The 23,003-nt window shown below is 62.2% G+C and carries 22 protein-coding genes; 15 read left to right on the plus strand and 7 right to left on the minus strand.

The features are described from left to right. The first annotated feature begins 2 nt into the window (after positions 1–2). From IE053_RS00210 to IE053_RS00255, 10 genes are all read left to right on the plus strand, one after another. Positions 3–818, plus strand: a complete 816-nt coding sequence (locus tag IE053_RS00210) for a TIGR00282 family metallophosphoesterase (protein ID WP_189570303.1) — start codon at positions 3–5, stop codon at positions 816–818. A 22-nt stretch (positions 819–840) separates the two neighbouring features. Continuing rightward, positions 841–1,293, plus strand: coding sequence for a DUF2147 domain-containing protein (locus tag IE053_RS00215; RefSeq protein WP_189570305.1), 453 nt, complete (start codon positions 841–843; stop codon positions 1,291–1,293). A 119-nt stretch (positions 1,294–1,412) separates the two neighbouring features. Further along, positions 1,413–1,832, plus strand: coding sequence for a DUF2147 domain-containing protein (locus tag IE053_RS00220; protein ID WP_189570307.1), 420 nt, complete (start codon positions 1,413–1,415; stop codon positions 1,830–1,832). Positions 1,833–1,841: 9 nt separating this feature from the next. After that, the gene (locus tag IE053_RS00225) at positions 1,842–2,723 is read left to right on the plus strand and encodes a LysR family transcriptional regulator (protein WP_189570309.1); all 882 of its coding nucleotides are present in this window, start codon (positions 1,842–1,844) and stop codon (positions 2,721–2,723) included. A gap of 66 nt (positions 2,724–2,789) precedes the next feature. Next, a complete protein-coding gene (locus IE053_RS00230) occupies positions 2,790–3,146 on the plus strand; it encodes a hypothetical protein (RefSeq protein WP_189570311.1) in 357 nt (118 codons plus the stop codon). An 80-nt stretch (positions 3,147–3,226) separates the two neighbouring features. After that, complete coding sequence (locus IE053_RS00235; RefSeq protein WP_189570313.1) at positions 3,227–3,973, plus strand: YebC/PmpR family DNA-binding transcriptional regulator; 747 nt, start codon at positions 3,227–3,229, stop codon at positions 3,971–3,973. 120 nt (positions 3,974–4,093) lie between these two features. Next, the gene (locus IE053_RS00240; protein WP_189570315.1) at positions 4,094–4,531 is read left to right on the plus strand and encodes an FKBP-type peptidyl-prolyl cis-trans isomerase; all 438 of its coding nucleotides are present in this window, start codon (positions 4,094–4,096) and stop codon (positions 4,529–4,531) included. 152 nt (positions 4,532–4,683) lie between these two features. Next, complete coding sequence (locus IE053_RS00245) at positions 4,684–5,754, plus strand: GIN domain-containing protein (RefSeq protein WP_189570317.1); 1,071 nt, start codon at positions 4,684–4,686, stop codon at positions 5,752–5,754. A 103-nt stretch (positions 5,755–5,857) separates the two neighbouring features. Next, positions 5,858–6,421 (plus strand): elongation factor P, encoded by a 564-nt coding sequence (gene efp / locus IE053_RS00250; protein ID WP_189570319.1) that lies wholly within the window; start codon positions 5,858–5,860, stop codon positions 6,419–6,421. An 83-nt stretch (positions 6,422–6,504) separates the two neighbouring features. After that, entirely contained in the window at positions 6,505–7,035 is a 531-nt protein-coding gene (locus IE053_RS00255; RefSeq protein ID WP_189570321.1) for a hypothetical protein, read from the plus strand. Here the strand turns inward: IE053_RS00255 and IE053_RS00260 are convergent, their stop codons facing one another. After that, positions 7,036–8,508 carry an ArnT family glycosyltransferase gene (locus tag IE053_RS00260; RefSeq protein ID WP_189570323.1) on the minus strand — a complete coding sequence of 491 codons (1,473 nt, stop codon included), beginning with the start codon at positions 8,506–8,508 and terminating at the stop codon, positions 7,036–7,038. A 187-nt stretch (positions 8,509–8,695) separates the two neighbouring features. Here IE053_RS00260 and IE053_RS00265 point away from each other — a divergent pair, with 187 nt between their 5' ends. The 3 genes from IE053_RS00265 to IE053_RS00275 all read left to right on the plus strand — a co-directional run bounded on the left by IE053_RS00265 (position 8,696) and on the right by IE053_RS00275 (position 11,749). After that, positions 8,696–9,427: a glycosyltransferase family 2 protein gene (locus IE053_RS00265; protein WP_189570324.1), complete on the plus strand. Its 732-nt coding sequence runs from the start codon at positions 8,696–8,698 to the stop codon at positions 9,425–9,427. A gap of 94 nt (positions 9,428–9,521) precedes the next feature. Beyond that, positions 9,522–9,932: a hypothetical protein gene (locus IE053_RS00270; protein ID WP_189570326.1), complete on the plus strand. Its 411-nt coding sequence runs from the start codon at positions 9,522–9,524 to the stop codon at positions 9,930–9,932. Positions 9,933–10,039: 107 nt separating this feature from the next. Continuing rightward, on the plus strand, positions 10,040–11,749 hold the full coding sequence (locus tag IE053_RS00275; RefSeq protein ID WP_189570328.1) for a GGDEF domain-containing phosphodiesterase: 1,710 nt from the start codon (positions 10,040–10,042) through the stop codon (positions 11,747–11,749). Positions 11,750–11,959: 210 nt separating this feature from the next. On the opposite strand, the gene kdsB is transcribed toward IE053_RS00275, so the two are convergent. The 4 genes from kdsB to IE053_RS00295 form a co-directional block, all read right to left on the minus strand. Beyond that, positions 11,960–12,709, minus strand: a complete 750-nt coding sequence (gene kdsB / locus IE053_RS00280; protein WP_189570330.1) for a 3-deoxy-manno-octulosonate cytidylyltransferase — start codon at positions 12,707–12,709, stop codon at positions 11,960–11,962. Further along, positions 12,706–13,122 (minus strand): VanZ family protein, encoded by a 417-nt coding sequence (locus IE053_RS00285; RefSeq protein ID WP_189570332.1) that lies wholly within the window; start codon positions 13,120–13,122, stop codon positions 12,706–12,708. The genes kdsB and IE053_RS00285 overlap by 4 nt, the downstream gene beginning before the upstream one ends. Continuing rightward, positions 13,103–14,083, minus strand: coding sequence for a UDP-glucose 4-epimerase GalE (galE, locus tag IE053_RS00290; protein ID WP_189570334.1), 981 nt, complete (start codon positions 14,081–14,083; stop codon positions 13,103–13,105). The genes IE053_RS00285 and galE overlap by 20 nt, the downstream gene beginning before the upstream one ends. An 89-nt stretch (positions 14,084–14,172) precedes the next feature. Then, complete coding sequence (locus IE053_RS00295; RefSeq protein WP_189570336.1) at positions 14,173–16,515, minus strand: tetratricopeptide repeat protein; 2,343 nt, start codon at positions 16,513–16,515, stop codon at positions 14,173–14,175. Positions 16,516–16,807: 292 nt separating this feature from the next. On the opposite strand from IE053_RS00295, the gene IE053_RS00300 reads away from it, so the two are divergent. After that, entirely contained in the window at positions 16,808–18,595 is a 1,788-nt protein-coding gene (locus tag IE053_RS00300) for an acyl-CoA dehydrogenase C-terminal domain-containing protein (RefSeq protein WP_189570338.1), read from the plus strand. Between the two features lie 131 nt (positions 18,596–18,726). Here IE053_RS00300 and IE053_RS00305 read toward each other — a convergent pair whose 3' ends face one another. After that, complete coding sequence (locus tag IE053_RS00305) at positions 18,727–20,325, minus strand: hypothetical protein (RefSeq protein WP_189570340.1); 1,599 nt, start codon at positions 20,323–20,325, stop codon at positions 18,727–18,729. 251 nt (positions 20,326–20,576) lie between these two features. Here IE053_RS00305 and IE053_RS00310 point away from each other — a divergent pair, with 251 nt between their 5' ends. After that, on the plus strand, positions 20,577–21,572 hold the full coding sequence (locus IE053_RS00310) for an SDR family oxidoreductase (RefSeq protein ID WP_229785991.1): 996 nt from the start codon (positions 20,577–20,579) through the stop codon (positions 21,570–21,572). 7 nt (positions 21,573–21,579) lie between these two features. On the opposite strand, the gene IE053_RS00315 is transcribed toward IE053_RS00310, so the two are convergent. Beyond that, positions 21,580–22,989, minus strand: coding sequence for a flagellin (locus tag IE053_RS00315; protein WP_268249049.1), 1,410 nt, complete (start codon positions 22,987–22,989; stop codon positions 21,580–21,582). Positions 22,990–23,003 lie beyond the last annotated feature (14 nt).

Below are 23,003 nucleotides of genomic sequence, written 5' to 3' on the forward strand. Positions count from 1 at the left end.
GCGTGCGGTTTCTGTATCTTGGCGACATCATGGGCCGATCCGGCAGAACGGCCGTGGTCGAGCGCCTTCCTTCCTTGAGGGTTGAGCTGAAGCTCGATTTCGTCGTCGCCAATGCGGAGAACGCCGCGGGCGGTTTCGGGCTGACCGAGCAGATCGCCGGCGACCTCTTCCGGGCAGGCGTCGACTGCATCACCACCGGCAACCACGCCTACGACCAGCGCGAGGAGATCCACCTCTACGAGAACGACCACCGGGTCCTGCGGCCAGCCAACTTCCCGCGCTCGAATCCGGGCAGGGGGGCAGGCCTCTACCAGAGCGAGGCTGGCCACCAGGTCCTTGTCATCCAGGTCCACGGTCAGCGCTTCATGAACCCGATGGACGACATCCCCCCTGCGATCGAGCGCGAGATGGAGGGCATCAAGATGGGCCGCGAGGTCGACGCCATCATCGTCGATGTGCACGCCGAGGCGACGTCCGAGAAGTATTCCGTCGGCCATTGGCTCGACGGTCAGGTGAGCCTCGTGGTGGGCACCCATACCCACGTCCCGACATCAGATACGCAGATCTTCCCCGGCGGCACGGCATTCCAGTGCGACGCAGGGATGTGCGGCGACTATGATTCAGTCATTGGCATGGAGAAGTCGGGCCCGGTGAACAGCTTCCTGACCAAGATGCGGGGGCCGCGCATGCAGCCGGCTGCCGGCCCTGCCACGATCTGTGGTATTATGGTCGAGACAGACCGCCGCAGCGGTTTGGCAGTGAAGGCCGAACCTCTCCGTATCGGCGGGCGTTTGTCCGAGGCCATCCCGACGATCTGAACCCCTTTCGCGAGAGAAACCCATGCTTCTTTCCATCCTCCTGCTCGCCCAAGCTGCCACCAACCCTCTCGACGTGACGGGCATCTGGTACACCGACGGGCAAGAGAGCCAGGTCGAGATCAGCGAGACCGAGACGGGCAGCGTCCGCGGCGAGATCATCTGGTATCTCGGTCACGAGGATGACGTGGTCTTCGATGAAAAGAACCCCGATCCCGATGCACGCGACGAGGAGATCCTGGGCCTTCCTATCCTCGAAGGGTTCCAGCGCGGCGATGATAAATGGCGCAAGGGTGAGATCTACGATCCGACCTCCGGCAAGACCTACCGTTCGGCGATCTACCGCATCGATGCCGAGACGCTCGGCGTGCAGGGGTGCGTCGGCTTCATCTGCCGCGAGTTGAAATGGCAGCGCGTGCCCAGTTCAGAGGTCATGAGGATCGACCGGGCTCCTATCACGGCGACCGCTGAGCGCTAGAGCTGTTGCTTTAGGGGCGCATCTCTCGTCCTTCTCGTCCCACCCGCTTGCGCTTTTCCGCAACGCACGCACATTCGCGGGACGCCTTTCGCAGCGCAAAATCCGAGGATCTGTTCCAAGTGTTGTTTCTTCTTCTGATGCTGCAACTCAGCCCGCTGGACGTTGATGGGGTCTGGGCGACCGAGAACGGGCGAGCCCATGTCGAAATCGTCGAGACGGAAGACGGAAGCATCCGCGGCCAGATCATCTGGTATGCGAGCTTTGAGGAGGATCAGGCCGAAGGTGAAACCGGGATCCTCGGCGTGACCCTGCTCGAGGATTATGAGCGCCGGGACGACGGCTGGCGCAACGGGACGATCTACAACCTGAAGAACGGAAGGGCGTTTCGCTCAGCGATTTTCCGCACCGGCGAGGACACCCTGAACGTTCAGGGTTGTCTTGGGCCTTTCTGCCGGGATCAGCACTGGACCCGGGTTCCCGAGGACCAGATCGTTCGGCTGCAGCGAAAACCGGTGGCCGATACCGCTGGGAAGGAATAAGTTCCCGGCATGGATGCTGCCCGCGACATGGCGACGTTCCAGGTGCTTGCCCGCACCGGGACAATTTCTGCCGCTGCCCACGAACTCGGTGTCGCCCCTTCAGCCGTTTCGCGCCGCCTGAAAGCGTTGGAGGCGAGGCTCGGAATAGAGCTGGTGCGCCGGTCGACCCGCGCCATGGTGCTGACCCCGGCCGGAGAGGCCTATCTCGCCCGATCGAAGGACCTCCTTCAGAGCATCGATGCCCTTGAGGAGGAGATGCGTAAAGAAAGCCTCGGTGTTGCTGGTCCGATCAGGCTCGCGGCGCCGCTCAGCTTCGGCCTGTGCGCCCTGCCGAAGCGGATCGACGGGTTCCTGCGCCAGAACCCGGACGTGACCATGGAGATCGATCTCCGGGACGACCAGGTCGATCTCGTACGCGAAGGCTTCGACCTGGCTCTCAGGATCGGGGACCTCCCTCCCTCGACGTTGATCGCCAAGAAACTGACGCCGATCGAGATGACCGTCGCGGCCTCGCCTGAATTCGTCGAGAAGCACGGGCCGTTCAGAAAGCCAGCGGATCTCGAGGGACTGCCCGGCCTCATTTACGCCAATGCGCCTCGGAGCGATGTCCTGAACTGGACTGAAGATGACGGGAGCGAGGGCCGGGTGCAGCTCTCGCGCGGCATTGTCGCCAACAATGGTGACATCCTTGCCGCCCTCGCCGCGAAGGGGCACGGCATCTACGGTGCGCCTCGTTTCATCATGCAGGAGTATCTCGACGCCGGGACGTTGGTGGAGATCCTGCCCGAGGTCGACTGGCCGACAAACACGCTGCACGCGATCTGGCCACCGACGGCGCATCTCCCTGCGCGAGTCCGGGCTCTCATCGACTATCTCGGCGAGGCATTTTGAGGGTCGTCAGGGACTTAACAAACAGTTAAGCTCCGTCCCATGGGGCAGTAAACTTGGGACACTTCCATGAACGACATCCTTTCCGACCTGTCGGAGGCCTTCGGCTATGCGCTGAACGCCGATCCGCTGACGGTTCTTCTTCCTCTCGCCATCGTCGCCATTGCGCAGGGGCTCCGCGCCGACGGTATCGGCGCGGTTTTCTCGAACACCACGCGGGGGCTCGTCTGGTTCTCGCTGCTCGTCGTTCTCGTGGGCGGGCTGATGGCCGATGACCGTTTCGAGGTCGCCGGCTGGCAAGCGCGGGCCGAAGACGCCTGGAACGAGTTGATGGGCATCCGCTTCATGGAGGTGATGGGCTTCTGGCTCCTCCTCTTCGCAGGGATCGTCGTCGTGTCGATCGTGCGATCGATTGTCCGCCGCTAGCTCTGGCGCGATAGCCACTTAACAGAAGGCCCCGGGCGTCTTAGAGGCTCGGGGCTTTTTCTATTTCTACCGGAGGTATCATGGCCGGCCACTCCAAATGGGCCAACATCCAGCACCGCAAGGGTCGTCAGGACGCCAAGCGTTCGAAGCTGTTCTCGCGCCTGTCCAAGGAGATCACCGTCGCCGCCAAGATGGGCGCGCCTGACCCGGCTTTTAACCCGCGCCTCCGCCTGGCTATCGCGAACGCCAAGGGCCAGTCGATGCCCAAGGACAATATCGAGCGGGCCATCAAGAAGGGTTCTTCGGGCGAAGGCGATGACTACGAAGAGATTCGCTACGAGGGCTTCGGCCCCGAAGGCGTCGGCATCATCATCGAAGCGCTGACCGACAACCGGAACCGCACCGCTTCGGAGGTCCGTTCGACCTTCACGAAGAACGGCGGCAATCTTGGTGAGACGGGATCGGTCAGCTTCGGCTTCGACCGGGTCGGGCTGATCGAATACAAGGCCGAGATCGGTTCTGAAGACGATGTTCTCGAAGCCGCTATCGAAGCGGGTGCCGAGGATGTCGTGTCCAATGACGAGACGCACACGATCTACACGGCAGCCGATGATTTCGCCGAAGTCCAGAAAGCGCTTGAAGAGCGCTATGGCGAGCCGGACACGGCACGGCTGTCATGGCGGCCCCAGAACATGATCGAGGTCAGCTCGGAGAAAGCCGAAACGGTCGTGAAGCTCGTCGACGCCCTCGACGATCTCGACGATGTCCAGATGGTCTACGCCAATTTCGAACTCTCCGAAGAGGATGCCCAACGCCTCGCTGGCTGAACCAGCACCCGGCAACAAAAAGCCGCAGACGGGCAAGGGTGGATCAAGAGAAATGCCGCGACCCCTTGCGTGGGCGCGCCGCATCATCAAGTGTCCGGCCACGCGAGAGAAAGAATTTCTATGAGCCAGGCCAAAAACGGCGACACCGTAAGCATCAATTACACCGGGAAGCTGGCTGACGGCACGCTGTTTGACAGCTCCGAAGGCCGCGAGCCGCTGCAGTTCCAGCTCGGTGCGCACCAGATCATCCCGGGCCTCGAGCGCGCGATCGACGGCATGTCGGTCGGCGAAAAGAAGACCGTGACGATCAGCCCCGAAGATGCCTATGGCGAACGCGACGAAAGCCGCATGCAGGCGGTACCGCGCGCGCAGCTGCCCGCTGACCTTCCGACCGAACCCGGAACCCAGCTTGCCATGCAGACCCAGGATGGCCAGACCCTACCCGTGACGGTGGCGGAATCGAACGAAGAGACCGTTGTTCTCGATGCCAACCATCCCCTGGCTGGTCGCGAGCTGACCTTCGACGTGGAACTGGTGGATATTAAGGCTGCGGCCTGAGCCCGACAGGCGAAAGCGCATGAGAAGGCGGAGCATCCCTCCGCCTTTTTTTGTGCCTGGCCCAGCCCGGCGCCTTTTTCCTGCTGACTACGGTTGTAATCGAAGCGCCTCGTCCTTATCTCGTTTTTCGATAAGGGAGGAGGACACCTGTCATGCGCATGATTTCGACCGGAATTCTTGCATCCATCGCCTTCACGGGCTTCGCCCACGCCCAGAGCTTTTCGGGCGCGGACACCATCGTCATCGAGGACTTTTTCGGCACCGTCGAACTCGAGCTTTCAGGCGGGGGTGCCATCACCGTGGCCAGGTCGGGGGCGAATGCCGACGAGCTGACGATCAGCGGCGGCGACACTGCCGTCATCCGCGGCGATCGCGAAATCGACCACCAGCGCTGGTGGCGTGCGTACCGCAAGGAGCGCGGCGACTGGCGAGGCCGACGCGCGCGGGACGAAGACCCTGCCTTCGACAAACTGCTCGAGGACCGTCCGAAGCTGATCATCTCAGCCCCGGCAGGCACCGATATCGAGATCCGCGATAGCGCCATCAAGCTGATAGCCGAAGGTGACGCTGGTGATGTGGAGATCAATGAGAACGTCCACCTGCTGGTCAAGCTCGGCGACATCGAAAGCGGCCATCTCGGCGTTCATGGCAGCGGCTACATGGAAGTCGGGAACGTCGCTGGCGAGCTCGATGCCGGTGTGCATGGCTCGGGCGACCTGATCGCAGGAAATATCGGCTCGGGCGAAGTGAATGTTCATGGCTCAGGCGATCTCGAGGTGAAGAATGTCGCCGGTGATCTCGACGCTTCGGTGCACGGCTCGGGCGACATCGAGGTCGAGCGCGTCGCCGGCGCGGTTGACGCCAGCGTCCACGGCTCGGGCGACCTCGTGATCGGGCGCGTTGGCCGCGGTCTTGAAGCCAGCGTCCACGGTTCGGGAGATCTTGAAGTCGGCCAGGTGACCGGAGGCGACATCGAGGTCTCGATTCACGGCTCCGGCGATCTCGAAATTGATGGCGGTTCGGTCCGCCAGCTCCGTGCCGCCGTGCGCGGTTCGGGCGAGTTCGAGTTCGACGGCACGGCTGAGTCCGCGCGCCTGCGCTCGATGGGCTCGGGCGGCATCCGCGTCGCCAAGGTTTCCGGCGAGATCGACGCCGACGGCAAGAACATCCGCGTGGCGGGCAAGAAGGTTGGGGACCGCGATCGCGATCGCTGGGACGACTGATCGCGTCTCGCGCGCCGGGGTGCTTGAAGCTCCCCGGCGTTGGTGCCACACGCTCGGCTCAGACGAACACTGGCCGCAAGGCCCCCGAGCGAAGGCACCTCCGATGAAGATCAACGGCAATGAAATCCGCCCCGGCAACACCATCAAGCACCAGGACACGCTCTGGCGGGCGGTGAAGGTGGAAGCCGTGAAGCCGGGCAAGGGGCCGGCCTACGCCCAGGTCGAGCTCAAGAACCTGATCGACAGGCGCAAGCTCAACGAGCGCTTCCGCAGCTCCGAAACCGTGGAGAGAGTGCGCCTTGAGCAGAAGGAACACACCTTCCTCTACGCCGAGGGCGACATGCTGACCTTCATGGATTCCGAGAGCTACGAGCAGGTGCAGATCCCCGAAGACCTGGTCGGCGAGCAGCGCGCCTTCCTTCAGGACGGCATGGCTGTCGAGGTCGAGATGTATGAGGGGCGCGCTATCGGTGTCGCGCTTCCAGAGCACGTGACGCTGACCATCACCGAGACCGAACCGACGGTGAAAGGGCAGACGGCGTCCAGCTCCTACAAGCCGGCAATCCTCGAGAACGGCCTGCGGGTGATGGTGCCGCCGCACATTTCAGGCGACACGGCGATCGTCGTGAACACCCAGACGATGGAGTACGTCAAAAGGGCCGATTAACCCTTCTCTGCCCTTCCCGCTCCCTTCACTGCCGAAAAGTGTTAAACTCGCGCTCAGGGAACATTGCGAGGGAGGGCAGCCCGATGAGTCTGGGGTTGCTAGGCATGGCCGCAGCGCTGGCCTTGGCCGCGCAGGACACGGCCGCGCCTGAAGAGCCTCCTGAAGAGGAGGCCGCCGAAGAGGGCGGGACGCCTGTCGGTAACGACGGCGAAGAGGAGCCTGTCGGCCAGGTTCCGATGGAGGTCGAGACCGTCGAGGTCGAGGAGGAGAGCCTCCCCACCGTGGAAGAGCTCGCCTTTCCCGAATTGAGCGGTGATTTTGACGGCGATGGCAGCGAGGACACGGCCACGGCCCGCGAAAGCGATGCCGGGGTGCAAATCGCCCTCGAGCTTTCGAGCCAGAAGGACACTTTCGTCGAGGCGCTGGGCGCGGATAGCCTGCGCAGTGTCGAATGGGACGTGCTCAGGGCGGAAGAGCTCTGCGAAGAGGCTGGCGACTGTCCAGATACGGAAGAAGCCGCGCGGGACGCGATCATCGTGACCTTGGACGGCAACGACACCTTCGTCCTGCGCTGGGACGGTGATGCGCTGGAGACAGTGTTCCTCGACGCGTGATCAGCGACGGACTTCGTAAAGGTCAAGAGTCCGGGCGGGCCTTCCCCTTGTTGTGGCACGCAGGTCGATGAAGATCGATCCTACCGGAACAGCCTCTCCGAGTGCGGAATAGTCCTGTCCGGGGTCGCCATAGCGTTCCGTGACGAGGAGGCGGCGCGCACCTTCTCTCGGTGCGAAGGGCATCACGTATTCATAGGTGTTGTCGCTGCGCCCATCGCGGTCGAAGACTTCGAAGGTGACGCCTGCATTCCTCAGCTCCCAGACGAGATGTGCGGCGATCTCCCGGTCATCGACGATGAACCCGTCATAGCCTTCGCTCCGCACAAGGATCGCTTGTGCCGTTTCGGGCCAGGCGCGCGTGCGCTTGTAGGCGTTGGAGAAGCCGAGCGCATCGGCGCGGTCGAAATCGCTGGAGACGACCGCCATCAAGATCCAGACAGCGCCGTGAATGATGATCGACGGGATCAGCACCCAGCGCGTGAGGCCGAGGCGCGAAAGCCACACGGGCAGCAGGATGCAGGCTGCCGGATAGGCAGCCATGGCCCAGTTCGCATGGGCCCTTGAGAGGAGCGCCTGCACCGAGATCACCACGAGGGGCGGAAGCACAAAGCTCAGAAGGAAGGCTTCCTTGCCTCTGTCCCGGAAGCCAAAACGGACCATAGCGAAGATCAGCACAGGGAAAAGGATAGGTCCCAGAACGCCAAGCTGGTTCACAAGGAATTCCACCATTTCTCCAGGATGGATGAGGGAGCCGTTCCAATTCGCATTATCTGCGGTGTGCTTCACTGTCTGGAGGCCATTGGCGAGATTCCAGAGGACATTCGGCGCCGCGACGATGACTGCGCCGAGGAGCCAGAGGACTCGTTCTCGCCAACCGAATCCGTCCCTGAACCACGTCGATGCGAGGAGCGCGATACCAGTGCCCATGAAGAGATAGAGCGCTGCGTATTTCGACAGGAATGTCGCTCCTGCTGCTGCTCCGGCAGCGAGCGCGAGAAGGGCCTTCTTCCCCGTGGTCTGTGCGGTCAGGGCAAGGAGTAACAGGCTGGCCGACAGGAAGAAGGTCATCGGGATGTCGGTCGCCATGACCGTCCCGCCATAAATGACGGCGGGCATGATCGACCAGATCAGGAGTGCCTGAAGCCCGGCGCGATCTCCGAAAAGGCGGCGCCCCGTCTCAAAGAGAAGGAGGCCCGTTCCGCCGAGGAGGATCGGGGATAGCGCCCGGACCCCGAACTCGGTCTCGCCGAACAGGCTCGTGGAAAGCCGGATCATCCAGGCAACCATTGGCGGCTTTGAATAGTAGCCCCAGTCGAGATCCCGGCTCCAGAACCAGTACTGGGCTTCGTCGGCCCCGAGATTGGTGTCGATGACCGCGAGGTGCAGCAGCCGCGCGATGACGAAGACCGAGGTCAACATCACAGCGGTCGCGGCCGGGCGCTGGTCAATCATCGAGAGTGCTCGGCGAAACATGAGTGATCCTGGGTGTTGAGAAGCAGATATGGCCCGTCAGGGTTGAAAACACTCGGCAGTGCTCGACCTCAAGGCGACGCAAAGCCGTTTTTTTGCAGCGCAGGCCTAAGAAAATCCTTTCGCAATCGCTAACTCATTCCGAACCGGAAAACCAAGGAAGCTGAACGTGCCATCCCAACGCCCCCGCATGACGAGCAAGCCGTCGATCAGCGTCGTCGTGCCGTTCATGAACGAGGCCGGCAATATTGCTCCGCTGATAGCCGAGATCGACGAGGCGCTGGCCGACCTGCCTGCCGAGATCCTCGCCGTGGACGATGGCTCGACTGACCAGAGCCTCGAGGAGCTCGACGCCGCCAGGGCCGAGCACCCGCGGCTGCGTGTTCTCAGGCATGTGAACAATGCCGGCCAAAGCCGCGCGATACGGACGGGGGTCCTTGCGGCGCGGGCGGACGTGGTCGCGACGCTTGACGGGGACGGCCAGAATGTTCCCGCCGACATTCCCGCGCTCTACCGTCAGTTGACCCGCAATGACGCTGACAGCAACCTCGCCATGGTGGCCGGCCAGCGTGAAGGACGTCAGGACCGGCGCTCCAGGGTCTTGGCCTCACGGCTGGCAACGGCCTTTCGGCACTTCGTGTTCGGCGATGACAGCACAGACACCGGCTGCGGATTGAAGGTTTTCCGCCGCGACGCCTTTCTCATGCTGCCCTTCTTCGATCACATGCACCGTTATCTACCAATTTTGATGCGCCGCGAGGGGTTTGTGGTAGAGTATGCCCCGGTGCAACACAGGGCGCGCCGGACAGGGGCGTCGAAATACACCAATTTGGGGAGAGCGGGGGTGGCGATCCGTGATGTCCTGGGCGTTTTGTGGCTCCAATCCCGCGCGCGCGCGACGGGCGGAGTCGAAGAATGGTGAGTGAGTGGGCAAGAACGACGTACCTCTGGCACCGGTAGCGGCGTTGGCCTACGCTCATTCAAAAGGGGAGGGGCGTGAGCCCTCAAGGCTGTCTATGTTCACGATGTTTCCGCTGCTGACGCTGAGCCTCCTGGTGTACGGCATCATGTCACTCGCCCTTGGCGGATCGGAGTGGACCGGCGAAGCGGTCTTCACCGTATCCATGATCTCGGGCGACCAGTGGCGTGTCTCCGGCGGCGACCTTTTCTTGATGTTCTCGCTGTTCCTCCTGTTCATTGAAATTTTGCGGGCGACAAAGACGGGGACGGATTCCATTCTCAACCACGCCTTTTCGGCGGTCCTTTTCGTCGCTTGCTTCGCCTGTTTCCTGATCGTTCCGAACTTTGGCTCCTCGACCTTTTTCCTCGTGACCTTGATGACTTTCATGGACTTCATGGCCGGGTTCATCGTCACCACCCTGGCTGCACGGCGCGATCTCGGGGTGAGCGGCGGCATCGGCGCCTGAGGTTTCGCCGCTTAAAACTCAGCGAAACCGACACTTCAGCGTTTTTTCATTCCGACCGACTACGAGGGTTATCCGGTGCGCAGCCGGGCATCTCGCAGGAAGTAGTCATGTCGTCTGAGAAATCGCTCTTTGCCGTTGGTCCCGATACGGTCCGTTTTGCCTTGGAGGCGGCCGGGCAGGCGATGTTCGAGTTCGATCCGGACACGGGCGCCGTCGCTTGGGCGGATCCTCGGCAGGCCGGCGAGCTGCTCGGCATGGAAGGCCCCGCAAGCGATACCTGCTACGAGCGCCTGATCGGCTCCGTCAGCCCCGAACAGGCTGCCGCGCGCGAGGCGGAGGTCCTCGCCGCGCGTGAAGCTCGCCGCTCCTATTGCGTCGAGTTCTGCGCCGGCACCGGCAGCGAGCAGCGTTGGTACGAAGAGCGCGGAACATGGATGCGCTTGGGCGGACGTGAGCGCATGGTCGGCGTCATCCGCCGCATCGATGCCCAGAAGAAACGCGAAGCCCAGCTTTCCTATCTTGCAGCCCATGACGAGATGACCGGCCAGCTCAACCGTGGCCGGACGAAAGAGGCGCTGCAGCGAGCGATCGACAATTCAGTCGACAGTTCTTTCTTCCTCGTCGCAATCGACAATGTCGGCGGGATCAATGTGAGCTTCGGCTTCGATGCGGCCGACCAGGTAATTTCAACGATTGCGGAGCGTCTTTGCGAAGGCGTCGGCGAAGGCTGCACGGTAGGCCGGGTTGCTGGCACCAAGTTCGGCATCATCGCGCCGGGCCGTTCGCCCGAGGAGATGCGCGAGCGTGCCATTTCGATCCTGAACCTTGTCCGCTCAGACATCATCAAAACGCGATCTGGCTCGATCGCAGCTTCAGTATGCCTCGGTGTTGCTCCGCTCACGGCGGAAATGGGTTCGGCGGACATCGCGCTCGCCCGTGCCGAGGCTGCGCTTGACCAGGCACGTCAGGCTGGCCCTTCGAGCTGGTCCGTCTTCAGCGAGATGACCGATCCCGTGTCCATGCGCCACCGCGATACGGAGATGTCGGACACGATCCTCACGGCACTGAACGACCGGCGGGTGACGGTGGCCTTCCAGCCCATCGTCACTGACGTCGATGCACCGTGGAACAAGTATGAATGCCTGATCCGCCTCGACAGTACCGACGGCGAAGAGATCAGTGCCCCGAACTTCATCGCTTCCGCCGAACGCCTCGGCCTCGTCCACCTTCTCGACCGTCGCGTGCTCGAGCTTGCGACGACAGCGTTGGCGCGGGAGCCGGACATCGAGCTTGCTGTCAACGTTTCCTGGGAGACCGTGAAGGATCCAGTGTGGGCTGACGGTTATGTCGGCCATCTGCGTGCCAATGCCCACGTCGCTGACCGTCTGACGGTCGAGCTGACCGAGACGCGGATCGTCGATGCCATCGAAGCCTCCGAAGAGTTCGTGGCGCGGATCAAGGCACTGGGCGCGAAGTTCGCGCTGGACGATTTCGGCGCGGGCTACACGTCGTTCCGGAACCTCAAGGCGTTGGACATCGATATCCTGAAGATCGACGGATCGTTCATCACGGGCTTGGCCCAGAGCAAGGAAAACCAGCTCTTCGTGCGGACGCTGATCGATCTGGCCCGGAACTTCAGCATGAAGACCGTGGCCGAATGGGTCGACAACGAGAACGACGCCCGCATCCTGAAAGCGCTCGGTGTAGACTACTTGCAGGGCTTCTTCATCTCGAAGCCGGTGCGCCGTCCCGACTGGATCATGCGCGAACGCCGTGACGATCAACCCGCCCTGCGTAGCCAGTCCGAAGCTTCCTGAATGCGCCGATATCAAGGCGTGGGGACAGTGGAGGGCGGCATCCTCCCGTGAAGGTCGGTGTGCGTGTCATGAATCGCGAACGTCGAGATTTCGACTGATTCTCCGAAGGCTGTAGTCACGCGGACTAATCCCGTCAGTTTACGGACGGCTATGCGCGCCTCCTCGGGCGAACCTTCGACGGGGTTCGCCTCGATGGGCGTCTCGAGTTCCTTACGATCCACTCTTCTGCCTGCTGACGAAAGCGGCATAGTCCTCGGCGGTGTCGATGCCGGGGGAGGCGCGCTCGACCATGATGACGGCAACGCGTTCCCCGGCCTCAAGGGCGGTGAGCTGCTCCAGGCTTTCCGTTACGGCAAGGCTGGACGGCTCCATGTTCGCGAACCGCGCGAGGCAGTCGGGGTGGAAGGCATAGAGGCCGATATGCATTTTCGGGCGATGCTCCCGCGTGCGCGGGAAGGGCATGATCGAGCGGGAGAAGTAGAGCGCGTCTTCCGCCGCGCCGCCGCGGTTGGTCGTGACTACTTTCACCGTATTCGGATTGGTAGCGTCGATGTCGTCTGGCCACGGACAGGCGAGAGTGGAGATAAAGGCCTGCCGCGGCTCGCGCATCGCGGCGTCGTGGCCTTCGATCAGCTTGCGGATGTTATCCGGCTCGACCTCAGGCTCGTCGCCCTGGCAGTTGATGACCATTGTCGCATCGCGGCCTTTGGCGGCTTCGGCGACACGGGCGGTGCCGGATGGGTGCGCGGGGTCGGTCATCACCACTTCGGCGCCGAAACCCTCGGCCGCGGCGACGATGTCGGTATGGTCGGTGGCGATGAGGACGTCGACGCCATCGACGCTCTTGCAAGCCTCCCATGTGTGCTGGACCAGCGGCTTGCCGGTCTCGGCGAGCAGCATCTTGCCCTTGAGGCGCTCCGATCCGAAGCGGGCGGGTATGACGATCAGAGGACGGCTCATCGGCTGGCTCCTAGAGGTGTGCGCGCGAGGATACTGGCGAGACCCCACCCGGCAAGGACGCCGAGAGTGTTGGCGAAAAGGTCCGCAAGGGAGGAGTCGCGACCGGGGACAAAAGACTGAAGTATTTCGAAAAGGCTGCCATACCCAACCGCTACCCCTGCAAGCAGAAGGGCCGGAATGCGGGCAAAGCCAAAAACACCCGCACCAGCCAGCGCGGTGTAGGCGACGAAATGGCCGACCTTGTCCTGCGCCTGCGGATCGCCCAGCAAAAGGCCGGCGATCCAGCGCAGGAAGAGCAGTCCTCCTTCCGGGTTCGGCTCGGTCGGTGTCAGGGAAAGGAAAGCGATCGCAAGGGCGAGCACGGGAACGGACCAGCGTGCAACGCGGCGCAGGTCAGGAAGCATCGTCACCATGGGTGCCGTGCTTCTTTTCCCAGTCAATTGCGGTACGGATTATTAGGTCGAGATCATTGTAGCGCGGACGCCAGCCAAGGATCGAGCGGATGGAGGCCGTGTCGGCGATAAGCTGGGCGGGATCGCCTTCGCGCCGCCCCTCGACCCGCACCTCGAGAGGCTTGCCGGTGACGCGTTCGACCGATTGGATGACGTCCTGCACCGAAGCGCCTTCGCCATAGCCGCAATTGAGCACCACGGAGGAACCGCCGCCGCGGAGATACTCGACTGCGTCGATATGGGCGTCGGCGACGTCCGCGACATGCACGTAATCCCGGATGGGCGTGCCGTCGGGGGTGTTGTAGTCGTTGCCGTAGATGATGAGCGGCCCCTTGCGCCTGCCTATGGCGATGCGGACCGCAGCCGTGATGAGGTGTTTCGGCGCGTCAGCCTCGCCCGCACGGCCATCGGGGTCGGCGCCCGCCGCATTGAAATAGCGCAGGATGGCCGAAGGCATGTTCTGTCCGCGGCAGACTTCGCCAACCATGCGCTCTGCGGCGGCGGTGGCTGCGCCGAGCGGGGAGATCGGCCTGAGGGCAGCCGTTTCGGGAACGGGAATGTTCTCAGGCGTTCCGTAGACAGATGCTGTCGAGGAGAAGACGAAGCGCTCCGGGGTTCCTTCCGCCGCGGCGCGGAGACAGGCCATGAGCGGGCAGAGCGTCCGCTCGAACGCGTCCAGGGGATCTTTGAGCGATTTTGCCACTGTGCCGCGCTCGGGCAGGTGGATGACGTCAGTCACGTCGCGACGGTCAAAAGCAGCGCGGAGCGCCTTCGCATCGGTGAGGTCGACGTGCTCGATCTTCGCGTCCACGTCGCTTCCGTGGTCCGCGAAACCGACATAGGGCAAGCCTCGATCGGAAAGGGACAGCAGCATCTGCCGGCCCTCGTAGCTTGCAGCTCCGACGACAGCGATCATCGCCATGGCGATCCACCCGGAAATTAACGGAGCTCCACCTCTGCCCCGATTATCCGGCGCTGGGAAGGGCAAAGCGGCTTTCAAAGGCCCGATTTTTACAGCGGCTGGCGGCGCCAGGCGTCGAGACGGGCGCGAACCGCGGCAAGTTCCGTCGGGCTGAGGCGTCCTTCGATCTCTGCTGCCTGTTCCGCAGCTCGGGTGTCACCCTGCCTCGCGGCAAGGCGGTACCAGTAGAGTGCCTCTGCTGCATCCCGCCTGTCCTCGGGGAGGTAGGGATTTCTCGGGTCATAGATCGACCCGAGATTGTACATGGATGCTGCAAGCCCTGCATTCGCCGAGCGCGTGAAGCCGAGGATCGCGCGGTTGGTGTCCACGGGTCCGCCTATGCCCTGAATGTCGAGATAAGCGACCCGATGCACGGCGCGGATATGCCCGCGGCGTGCGGCCTCTTCGAACCAGTCACGGGCGAGAACGCCGTTCTGGGGCACCCCGTCACCCGCGAGATAGAGTTCACCGAGTTCGTGCATCGCGACGACAGAGCCTGCTTCCGCGGCCTCGGTCATCAGGGCGATGGCGGCCGACGTTTCCTCGGGAGTCGCGGCGGTGGCAAGAAGCTTCTTAGCCTCCGCAAAGAGCGCGTCAGGATCCTCTTCGGCGGGTGCCGGCTCCGTCGCAGGTAGCGCGCGCGCTTCTGCGGGCAGTGGATCGACAATCACCGGGGTGTTGTCCGACGGGGTGCTGAGCCGGATGGCCGTGATGCCGATAGCCACCATGCACACCGCAATCAGGATCCATCCGAGTGCCGAATTGTTTTCGACCGGTTCGGCCACCATCCGGCGAAGGAAGGCAGAGAGGCGTTCGGTCCATGTCTCCGGTTCTGAGAAGTAATTATCGTCGGCAAAGGCGGTTGTTTGCCGCTGGCTTTCCTCAGTGAACGGATTGTCAAGCGAGGACGGGACATGCCACTCGTCAGGCGCGTCGTAGGTGGGACGGTGATAGGCTTCACGCCCTACCTCCGGCTCGGTCGGGGCAGGTTCGACCGGATCGGGCTGTGCTTGCGCCGGTTCGTCACGAAGCGAGAAACCCTCCGTGAACGCAGGGGTCGCGGGAGCTGTCGCAACGGGGGCGGGTTCGTCGCCGGGTGACGTGTTCGGATAGCCGGGGACCCCGAGGTCGAGCGGATCGCGCAGCCCGTCGTCTGGAGCGGGCTCGGGCACGACCGTGACCGCTTCCGGGGACCGCGGCTTGGCCGTGAAATTCAGCGGATCGTCGAAGACGCGGTCGAACTCATCCTCCGGGTCCGGCGTGTCGTTCCCCTTGGTGAAGTCATCGACATAAGCCTCTTGAGGCAAGGGGGGTGCAGCGAAGGGAACGCTGGCCGTGGTCTCGGTGGACCGACCCTCGAGGCGGTCGACCACGGCATCGAAAGCGCCCTTGAGTTGGCCAAAGCGGCAGTCTGCTTCTTCGGCGGCGGTCTTGATACGCTTGACCGGTGCATCCTCGCCGGAGACGAGGCTGTGGTCTTCCATCTCCCTGCGGAGGGTTTCGAGGGACTGCGCCACGCGGCTGATACCCTCAGCGCTGCGCTCCTCGCCAGCCTCGATTTTCTTGGAAAGCTGGCTCACCGAACTTTCCAGGGTGCGGATCTGGTCCGATGTGCGCTTGATCTCGCTGCCAAGGAGCTGGAGGCGCTGGCTCGTGCGTTCGATGAAGCTCTCGTCGCGGGACTCGGCAGCCTCGCGGGCGGCATCGAGGGCCGCCTGGACCTGGGCGTCGGTTTCCGTGAGCCGGTCGGTGGTCCGATCGATGGCTTCGAGCAACTGGTTGATCTCGCCGCGCAGAGCTTCATCTTCAGCCGAGAGACGGGACTGGAGTTCCTCGATCAGTCCTTCATTGCGAGCAAGACGCTTTTCCGTATCCTCGCGGGAGCTTTCGACCTGCTCGACGAGGGTCGAGAGAGCCTTTTCGAGGGCGACGAGACTTTTGACCCAGGAGTTTTTCTCCGCCGCGCCTTCAAGACGATCGAGACGTTCGGCTATCCCCTCAGCGTCCGACAGGCCTTTTGCTTCTTTCTCAAGGCGCTTCACGCGCTCGAAGACGGTCTCGAGGCCCTTGTTCAGGCCGCCCATCGCCTCACGGGAAGTAACCTCGCTGGTGCGGAGAGATTTTTCCGCAGCCTTCAGCCGCTCATTGAGACGGTTGAGCGTATCGACGACGGCACGCAGCTGGTCCGTGGTGACTCCCGAGACTACTTTTTCTGAGCCGGCGTGACCGGCATCCGATTCCGTGCCCGTGGCGTCGATGCCCTTTTCACGGATCATCTCGGTGATGAACTCGCCCAGGGTCTGGCCACGCTTGCGCGCCAGCTCCTTCGCCACCGAGCGGGCATCGGGGTCGATGCCTTTGACGCTCCAGGGGACATTGGACTTCGCGCTCATGCGACCCTTTTCGGTTTGCGGGGGCGAAACAGCCAACGCCCTGCCACGGCTAGATAAGTTTCCCGATGTTTACGGCGTTAAGCTGATTTCAACCCTTGGTGAAGATGCCTGCTTAACAAACTCCTAAGAAGATGTAGCCGATTCAACCAAGGCGTGCGCAGCATGCAGCACGCTCCTGCAATATTTTGCGACGCTAAGCGTCTTTGCCTTCCGGCCTCAGGCGGGATAGGAGCAGGGCAACTTGTGAAAACGGCGCCAAGCTTAGCACTGCGGCGCCCATTGGAGGACCGATATGCCCGTCTACGAGGCACCTATCCGCGACATGCAGTTCCTGCTGCACGACGTGCTCAAACTGCAGAACTATTCGAACCTCCCCGGCTTCGCCGATGCGGACAGGGACACCATCGACGCCATCCTGGAAGAGGCCGGCAAATGGCACCGCGACGTGCTCGCGCCGCTCAACCGTGTGGGCGACATCGAAGGCGCGCGGCGCAATGATGATGGCTCCGTGACGACGCCGACGGGCTTCAAGGAAGCCTATGAACAGTTCCGTGAAGCAGGCTTCGGCGCGCTTGCCATGGATCCCGAATATGGCGGCTCTGGCCTGCCGGTGACGCTGGCCTATGCGGTCAACGAGATGAGCTCTTCGGCCAACCAGGCGTGGGCGATGTATCCGGGACTCTCCGCCGGTGCATGGCGTGCCATCCACGCCGCCGCATCGGATGAGCAAAAACAGAAATACCTGCCGAAGCTGACCTCCGGCGAGTGGACCGGGACGATGAACCTGACCGAGCCGCAATGTGGCACGGATCTCGGCCTCATCCGCACCAAGGCGGTCCCGCAAGAGGACGGCACCTACAAGATCAGTGGCCAGAAGATCTGGATCTCGGCCGGTGAGCACGACATGTCGGAGAACATCATCCACCTCGTGCTTGCGCGTATCGAAGGCGCGCCGGAGGGCATCAAGGGGATCTCGCTCTTCATCGTGCCGAAGTTCATGGTCAACGATGACGGATCGCTCGGTGAACGGAACAATGTGAGCTGCGGTGGCCTGGAAGAGAAGATGGGCATCCACGGCAACGCCACCTGCGTCATGAATTATGACGAAGCGACCGGTTTCCTCGTCGGAGAGGAAAACAAAGGCATGCGCGCGATGTTCATCATGATGAACGAGGCACGTCTTGGCGTCGGCATGCAGGGCTATGCGGCTGCGGAGGTCGCCATGCAGAATGCTGCGAACTTTGCCCGTGAACGGCTCCAGTCGCGCTCGGTCTCCGGGGTCAAGGCACCCGACAAGCCTGCGGACCCGATCATCGTCCACCCAGACGTTCGCCGCATGCTGATGGACACACGCGCTTTCGTCGAAGGTGCTCGTGCCCTGACCTTCTGGGCCGCGCTCCATGAGGACCTGAGCCACAAGTCCCCGAACGACGAGGAACGTCAGCGTGCGAAGGACTACATGGCGCTGCTGACGCCGGTCATCAAAGCTTACCTGACGGAAAAAGGGTTCAAGGGTACGAACGACTCCCTGCAGGTCTTCGGTGGCTCTGGCTATTGCGAAGAGTGGGGCATGTCCCAGTTTGTTCGTGATGTCCGTATCGCTCTCATCTATGAAGGCACCAACGGCATTCAGGCCCTTGACCTCGTCGGTCGGAAGCTGATGGCCGAAGGCGGCCGCTACTGGCAGACCTTCTTCAAGGAAATTGATGATTGGTGTGCTGAGAACAAAGGCCAGAACGACGAGCTCGACGCCTATATCGAGAAGCTCCTTACCGCGAAGGGCGAGCTGACCGAGGCGACACAGTGGCTCGGAATGAATGCCATGCAGGACTTCGAGCAAGCCGCCGCTGCGTCCACGGACTACCTGCACCTCTTCGGTATTGTCGCTCTCGGCTACATGTGGGTGATGATGACGAAGGAAGCGCTGGCGCACGCCGAAGACAGCGACCCGTTCTACAAGAACAAGCTGATCACAGCGAAGTACTTCTTCGATCGGGTCATCGTCGAAGGTGCAATGCATCTTGCCAAGGTCAAGACCGGCACAAGTTCGATGATGGATCTTGACGCCGAAGCGTTCTGATCACGGACCAAGCGAAAAAACGAGAAAGCCCGGGCCGAAGCCCGGGCTTTTTCTTTGTGCGCTCCACTTGCACTTCGTGCGGGAGAGAGTGGACGGAGCAAGGGGGAAAGCGAAAGGCTTTCCCTGGTGCGTTATTCGTCGTCAGCCTCTTCGGCTTCGGTCGCCACGGGCTCTTGAACGGGTGCGCTCTTCTTGCCGTTGAAGAGCTCGAGAATGCCCGGGCGAGCTTCCTCGCCGGAAAAGACGCGGTTGATCTTTTCAATCCGCGACAGGGCCAGCGCAGCGGCGCGGGCGGCGGAATCGTCGTCAAGATTTTCGTCGATCTTGGTACGGATTGAGCTGTCAAGACGCTCGGTCAGGTCATCGAAAAAGTTACCGCGACGAGCGAGGGTGGCGCTGAAGTTGTCAAGCTGGGTGTTGACCCGGTCGATCCGTGCACGGGCCTCGTTGGTCAGGGCTTTCGCAGTCTCTGTGTCACCCTGGGCAAGGGCAATGCCAACCTTTTCGAGAAGGTCGGTGAAACCACCGCTCTTGAGCTTGGCTTCTTCGGAGACGACTTCGACATCGACAACGCGTTCCAAGGTCTCCGTGGTGTAGCCCACGACGGCGTTGAGCTGCTCTTCGGTCAGCGTCTCAAGGCGCTCAGTGATTTTTTCGATCCGCTCACCGATTACCTCCTGGCGTTCTTGAACAAGTTCAAGACGTTCGGTCAGGAAGGTTTCGCGTTCCTGGATACGTTCCAAGCGGCTCGTGATCCGCTGCTCGCGGACCTCGACGCGGTCCAGGCGCTTCTCGAGACGTTCGAGTTTGTCGAGCGAGATGGTGAGGCCAGCTTTCTGGGCCTCCTTCTCGGCACGATCAAAAGCCTTCTGAGCAGCTTTGGTGTTGCCCTTCGCAGCAAGTTCCTTGGCCTTGCTACGAGTGTCCAGGGCTTTCGCCAGCTCTTTCTGGTCTTTGGCATCGGTCGGGCGAGCGCCGCTATCCACAAGGCGGTCGGTGATCCGCTCCTCGATCCGGTCGAGGCGCTCGAGCCGGCTCGTCAGGCGCTCCTCGCGAGCCGTGAGCTTTTCGAGGCGCGAGGAGATCCGCTCTTCGCGGTTCTCCAAACGAACCTGGCGTTCGACCAGCTTCTCGATCCGCGCGGTGAGACGCTCCTCACGGGTGATCGGTGTAGAGACGACTTCAGTGATTGTCTGAGAAACCGTCTCGGTTTTCGTTGCAGCCTCGGTCGGGGACAGACCAACGGCTTCGAAATTCAGCTGGCGGAAGTCGAACTTGCCACCATTTGCATCAAAGCCGAGCGTTACCGTCAGGGTCTCGCCTTCTTTGAGAAGGTTCGTGCCACCGAAGCCCGCTGCTGCGACGATCTTGGCGGTGTCGCGCTCGAGGCTGTCGAGCTGGCCGGAGAAGGCCGTGCCCGGAGCACCGGCTTCGACGGCACCGATTACGCTGTCGACGCGATCAAGGACGCTGCCGAGGGAGTCCGTGCCCACTTTGGCGGCGGCGATCGAAGCGTTAGCCTTGCCAAGGCTTTCGCCCAGCGTGCGGAAGATCATGCTTTCGCTCTTCACCGCACTCGAGATCGAGAAGAAGCTCGACGAGGCCGAGATGCTGTTGTTCTTGAACGAGCCACCGACCACAGCCCCGAAAGGCTGGATATCCTGACCCTTGGAGCGGCGGAGCGCAAAGAGCGCGGACTTCGCCGAGATATCACTGACAAGCGCTGACATACCCATATTCCCTTACCTATGCGCCTCAGCGCACTGTCGAACATCAGTCAAAAATCCTAATAGATCGTATCTTATGAAAAGGCGGATCAAAAAAAGTGCGGCAAGTATGGGAACAGTTCGTTATGCTTAAATAAACTTTACCATATAAAATGATATATGGTGGGACTTTTCCTTATGGTTACTTGCTGAGAAACCATGTCGCGCGATCGCGCGCTGGCAGCTAGGAATCTTGAAAAGTCTGGAGACACGCCATGTCCATGCCCCTCGATCGCCGCCAGATGCTGGCTGGAACCGCCCTTGCTGCCGGTTTGGCCGGGACCGGTGCCTTCGCTTCCCAGTCGACGCAGACGGGTCCCGACCTCTCCGGCAAGTCGATCCTCATCACCGGGACCTCGTCGGGCTTTGGCCGCCTGGGGGCGGAGCACTACGCCCGGCTGGGAGCGAAGGTCTTTGCAACCATGCGCAACATCCCTCGGCCAGAGGCGGAAGAGCTGCGCCAGCTAGCCTCTGACGAGGGGTACGACCTTCACGTGATCGAGATTGATGTCACCGATGACGCGCAGGTCGACGCAGGGGTCAAGAAAGCCCTCGGGATGAACGAAGGCAGGCTCGACGTCCTCGTCAACAACGCGGGCATCTCGAACGCCGGGGCGATCGAGATGCAGGACATGGAGCAGACGACTCTGCTCTTCGACACGAATGTCTATGGTCCCCACCGCATGGCGCGGGCGGTGCTGCCGGCGATGCGGGCGCAGGGTAGCGGGCAGATCTTTCAGGTCTCATCCCAGCTTGGCCGGGTGATCGCGCCTGCCTACGGGCAATACTCGCCCACGAAGTTCGCTCTCGAAGCCATGAGCGAGCAGATGGCCTATGAACTTGTGCCCCACGGTATCGAGGTGACGATCATCGAGCCGGGCGGGTATCCCACGAAGATCTGGGAGAATGCGAGCCGCCAGACTGAGCGCCTCTTGGCACGGACGCCTGAGGAGCTTCAGGCACCCTATGCCGATCTCCTGACCGTGGTGCAGGCGTCCGGCGCGCGCGAGCGGCCCACCGATCCGATGGACGTGCCGCGCGCGATTGCCGAAATTATCGCGATGCCGGCAGGTGAGCGCCCGCTCAGGCGTCCGGTGCATCCGGCTTTCATCCCCCAGGAAGCGATCAACAAGGTCAGTGCGGAGACGCAAGTGCGCTTCTTGGGCGACAGTCCGCTCGGACCGCTTGTGCGGGCCGTGCATAACGTCTGAGGACGGATTACCGGAAGAGGCTGAGAACCAGCGAAGAGCGGCTGTTGGCGCTGACGAGGCTCTGGGTCGCGAGCTGCTCCTGCACTTGCGCTGCTTGCAGGCGGCTTGATGCTTCGGCGAGATCCGCTTCGACGAGGTCGGCCACGGCCCCTTCGAGATCGCCGGTCAGGCCATCGAGATAGCTCCGCTGACGGTCAATCTGCTTTTCATAGGCGCCGAGCTGGGCGCCATATCGGTTGAGCTTCGCGCGGGCGGAGTCGAGAACGAGCATGGCTGACTCAGGCGCAAGGCGCATGGCCTCGGGGTTCACGAGCTTCAGGAGCTCCATGAAACCTGCTTCGGCGCGGCGGCGCTCCCCTTCGACGGGATCGGTAAAGAACGGAAGGTCCGATCCGCCTATGGCGGTCACCGGGGGCAGGGGGGTGGCTCCGGACGGGATCGAAGGGTCATCGGTGAACTCGATCCCCTCGATCCGTGCGCCGTCCTCACGACCCCAGATATTGATCGTGTAAAGACCAGGGGTTGGAATGTCGATGAAGACGCGGTTGCCGGTACCGGTTTCCCGCGTGCCCCATCCGGGGCCACCCGTAGGCAGGTCGACCCCGCCATTTCCGGTCAGCACCGTGCCGTTGAAACCCACATGAATACTGTCCGACGTGCCATTATAGCCCATCCCGCGAACGTTGATGTAGTATCTGCCGGGATTGGTAATCTGTACACGGTAGTCAAGCCGTGGCGAGCTTGCGAGGACCTCCGCGGGTGTCCGGTTGATGATGTTCGGGCCCGGAAGGTCGACCCACTCCATGAAGCCGGGCGCTGTCGCCGAATCCGACCATGTCGCTGTCCCCGCATCGGCGCGCCCCGAGAAGTTGTTGGCACGCAGAACGAAGTAATTCGCAGTCTCGACAGTCGCATTGTTGAACTGCTTGCGCTTGAAGTCGCCACCTGCGACCCCCAGCGTCTGGAAGCGAAACTGCGAGCCTTCGCGGTTGAGCCCGATGACGGACGTTTCGATACCGCTATCGGCCAGAAGGTTCCGGCCTTGGAATCCAGCGGCGTCGATCGTGTCGATCGCCTGTTCGATGATCTCGTTGAAGGTGACGTTGAGCTGCTCGATGGCGACGCCGTTCTGGGCAACCGGCACCATGTCGGCGAGCTGCAGAGTCAGCTCGTTGAGCTGCCGGATCCCGGCCTGGGCCGCATTGATCGCACCTTCTGTGACACTGAGATTGTCCCGAAGACCTTTCAGGACGGAGATGTCACCGCGTGTCGTGTTAGCGACGAGGAAATAGGCAGGGTTGTCGTCTGCCGAGCGAACCTTGAGGCCTGTCGAGATCTGTGCCCGCACGTCGTCGCCGACGTCCTGCGCAGTCCTGAGCTGCTTCAATGCGGTCACCGCGGACAGATTTGTAAACACTGAGGTCAAAGCAA

Source organism: Parvularcula lutaonensis (assembly GCF_014651915.1).
Lineage (GTDB): Bacteria > Pseudomonadota > Alphaproteobacteria > Caulobacterales > Parvularculaceae > Parvularcula > Parvularcula lutaonensis.

What these genes read in the sequence shown, in the direction of transcription:
- IE053_RS00215 (WP_189570305.1), top strand. Translation starts at nt 841, where the DNA reads ATGCTTCTTTCCATCCTCCTGCTCGCCCAAGCTGCCACCAACCCTCTC.
- IE053_RS00225 (WP_189570309.1), top strand. Translation starts at nt 1,842, where the DNA reads ATGGATGCTGCCCGCGACATGGCGACGTTCCAGGTGCTTGCCCGCACC.
- IE053_RS00230 (WP_189570311.1), top strand. Translation starts at nt 2,790, where the DNA reads ATGAACGACATCCTTTCCGACCTGTCGGAGGCCTTCGGCTATGCGCTG.
- IE053_RS00235 (WP_189570313.1), top strand. Translation starts at nt 3,227, where the DNA reads ATGGCCGGCCACTCCAAATGGGCCAACATCCAGCACCGCAAGGGTCGT.
- IE053_RS00240 (WP_189570315.1), top strand. Translation starts at nt 4,094, where the DNA reads ATGAGCCAGGCCAAAAACGGCGACACCGTAAGCATCAATTACACCGGG.
- IE053_RS00245 (WP_189570317.1), top strand. Translation starts at nt 4,684, where the DNA reads ATGCGCATGATTTCGACCGGAATTCTTGCATCCATCGCCTTCACGGGC.
- efp (WP_189570319.1), top strand. Translation starts at nt 5,858, where the DNA reads ATGAAGATCAACGGCAATGAAATCCGCCCCGGCAACACCATCAAGCAC.
- IE053_RS00255 (WP_189570321.1), top strand. Translation starts at nt 6,505, where the DNA reads ATGAGTCTGGGGTTGCTAGGCATGGCCGCAGCGCTGGCCTTGGCCGCG.
- IE053_RS00260 (WP_189570323.1), bottom strand. Translation starts at nt 8,508, where the DNA reads ATGTTTCGCCGAGCACTCTCGATGATTGACCAGCGCCCGGCCGCGACC.
- IE053_RS00265 (WP_189570324.1), top strand. Translation starts at nt 8,696, where the DNA reads ATGACGAGCAAGCCGTCGATCAGCGTCGTCGTGCCGTTCATGAACGAG.
- IE053_RS00270 (WP_189570326.1), top strand. Translation starts at nt 9,522, where the DNA reads ATGTTCACGATGTTTCCGCTGCTGACGCTGAGCCTCCTGGTGTACGGC.
- IE053_RS00275 (WP_189570328.1), top strand. Translation starts at nt 10,040, where the DNA reads ATGTCGTCTGAGAAATCGCTCTTTGCCGTTGGTCCCGATACGGTCCGT.
- kdsB (WP_189570330.1), bottom strand. Translation starts at nt 12,709, where the DNA reads ATGAGCCGTCCTCTGATCGTCATACCCGCCCGCTTCGGATCGGAGCGC.
- IE053_RS00285 (WP_189570332.1), bottom strand. Translation starts at nt 13,122, where the DNA reads ATGGTGACGATGCTTCCTGACCTGCGCCGCGTTGCACGCTGGTCCGTT.
- galE (WP_189570334.1), bottom strand. Translation starts at nt 14,083, where the DNA reads ATGGCGATGATCGCTGTCGTCGGAGCTGCAAGCTACGAGGGCCGGCAG.
- IE053_RS00295 (WP_189570336.1), bottom strand. Translation starts at nt 16,515, where the DNA reads ATGAGCGCGAAGTCCAATGTCCCCTGGAGCGTCAAAGGCATCGACCCC.
- IE053_RS00300 (WP_189570338.1), top strand. Translation starts at nt 16,808, where the DNA reads ATGCCCGTCTACGAGGCACCTATCCGCGACATGCAGTTCCTGCTGCAC.
- IE053_RS00305 (WP_189570340.1), bottom strand. Translation starts at nt 20,325, where the DNA reads ATGTCAGCGCTTGTCAGTGATATCTCGGCGAAGTCCGCGCTCTTTGCG.
- IE053_RS00310 (WP_229785991.1), top strand. Translation starts at nt 20,577, where the DNA reads ATGTCCATGCCCCTCGATCGCCGCCAGATGCTGGCTGGAACCGCCCTT.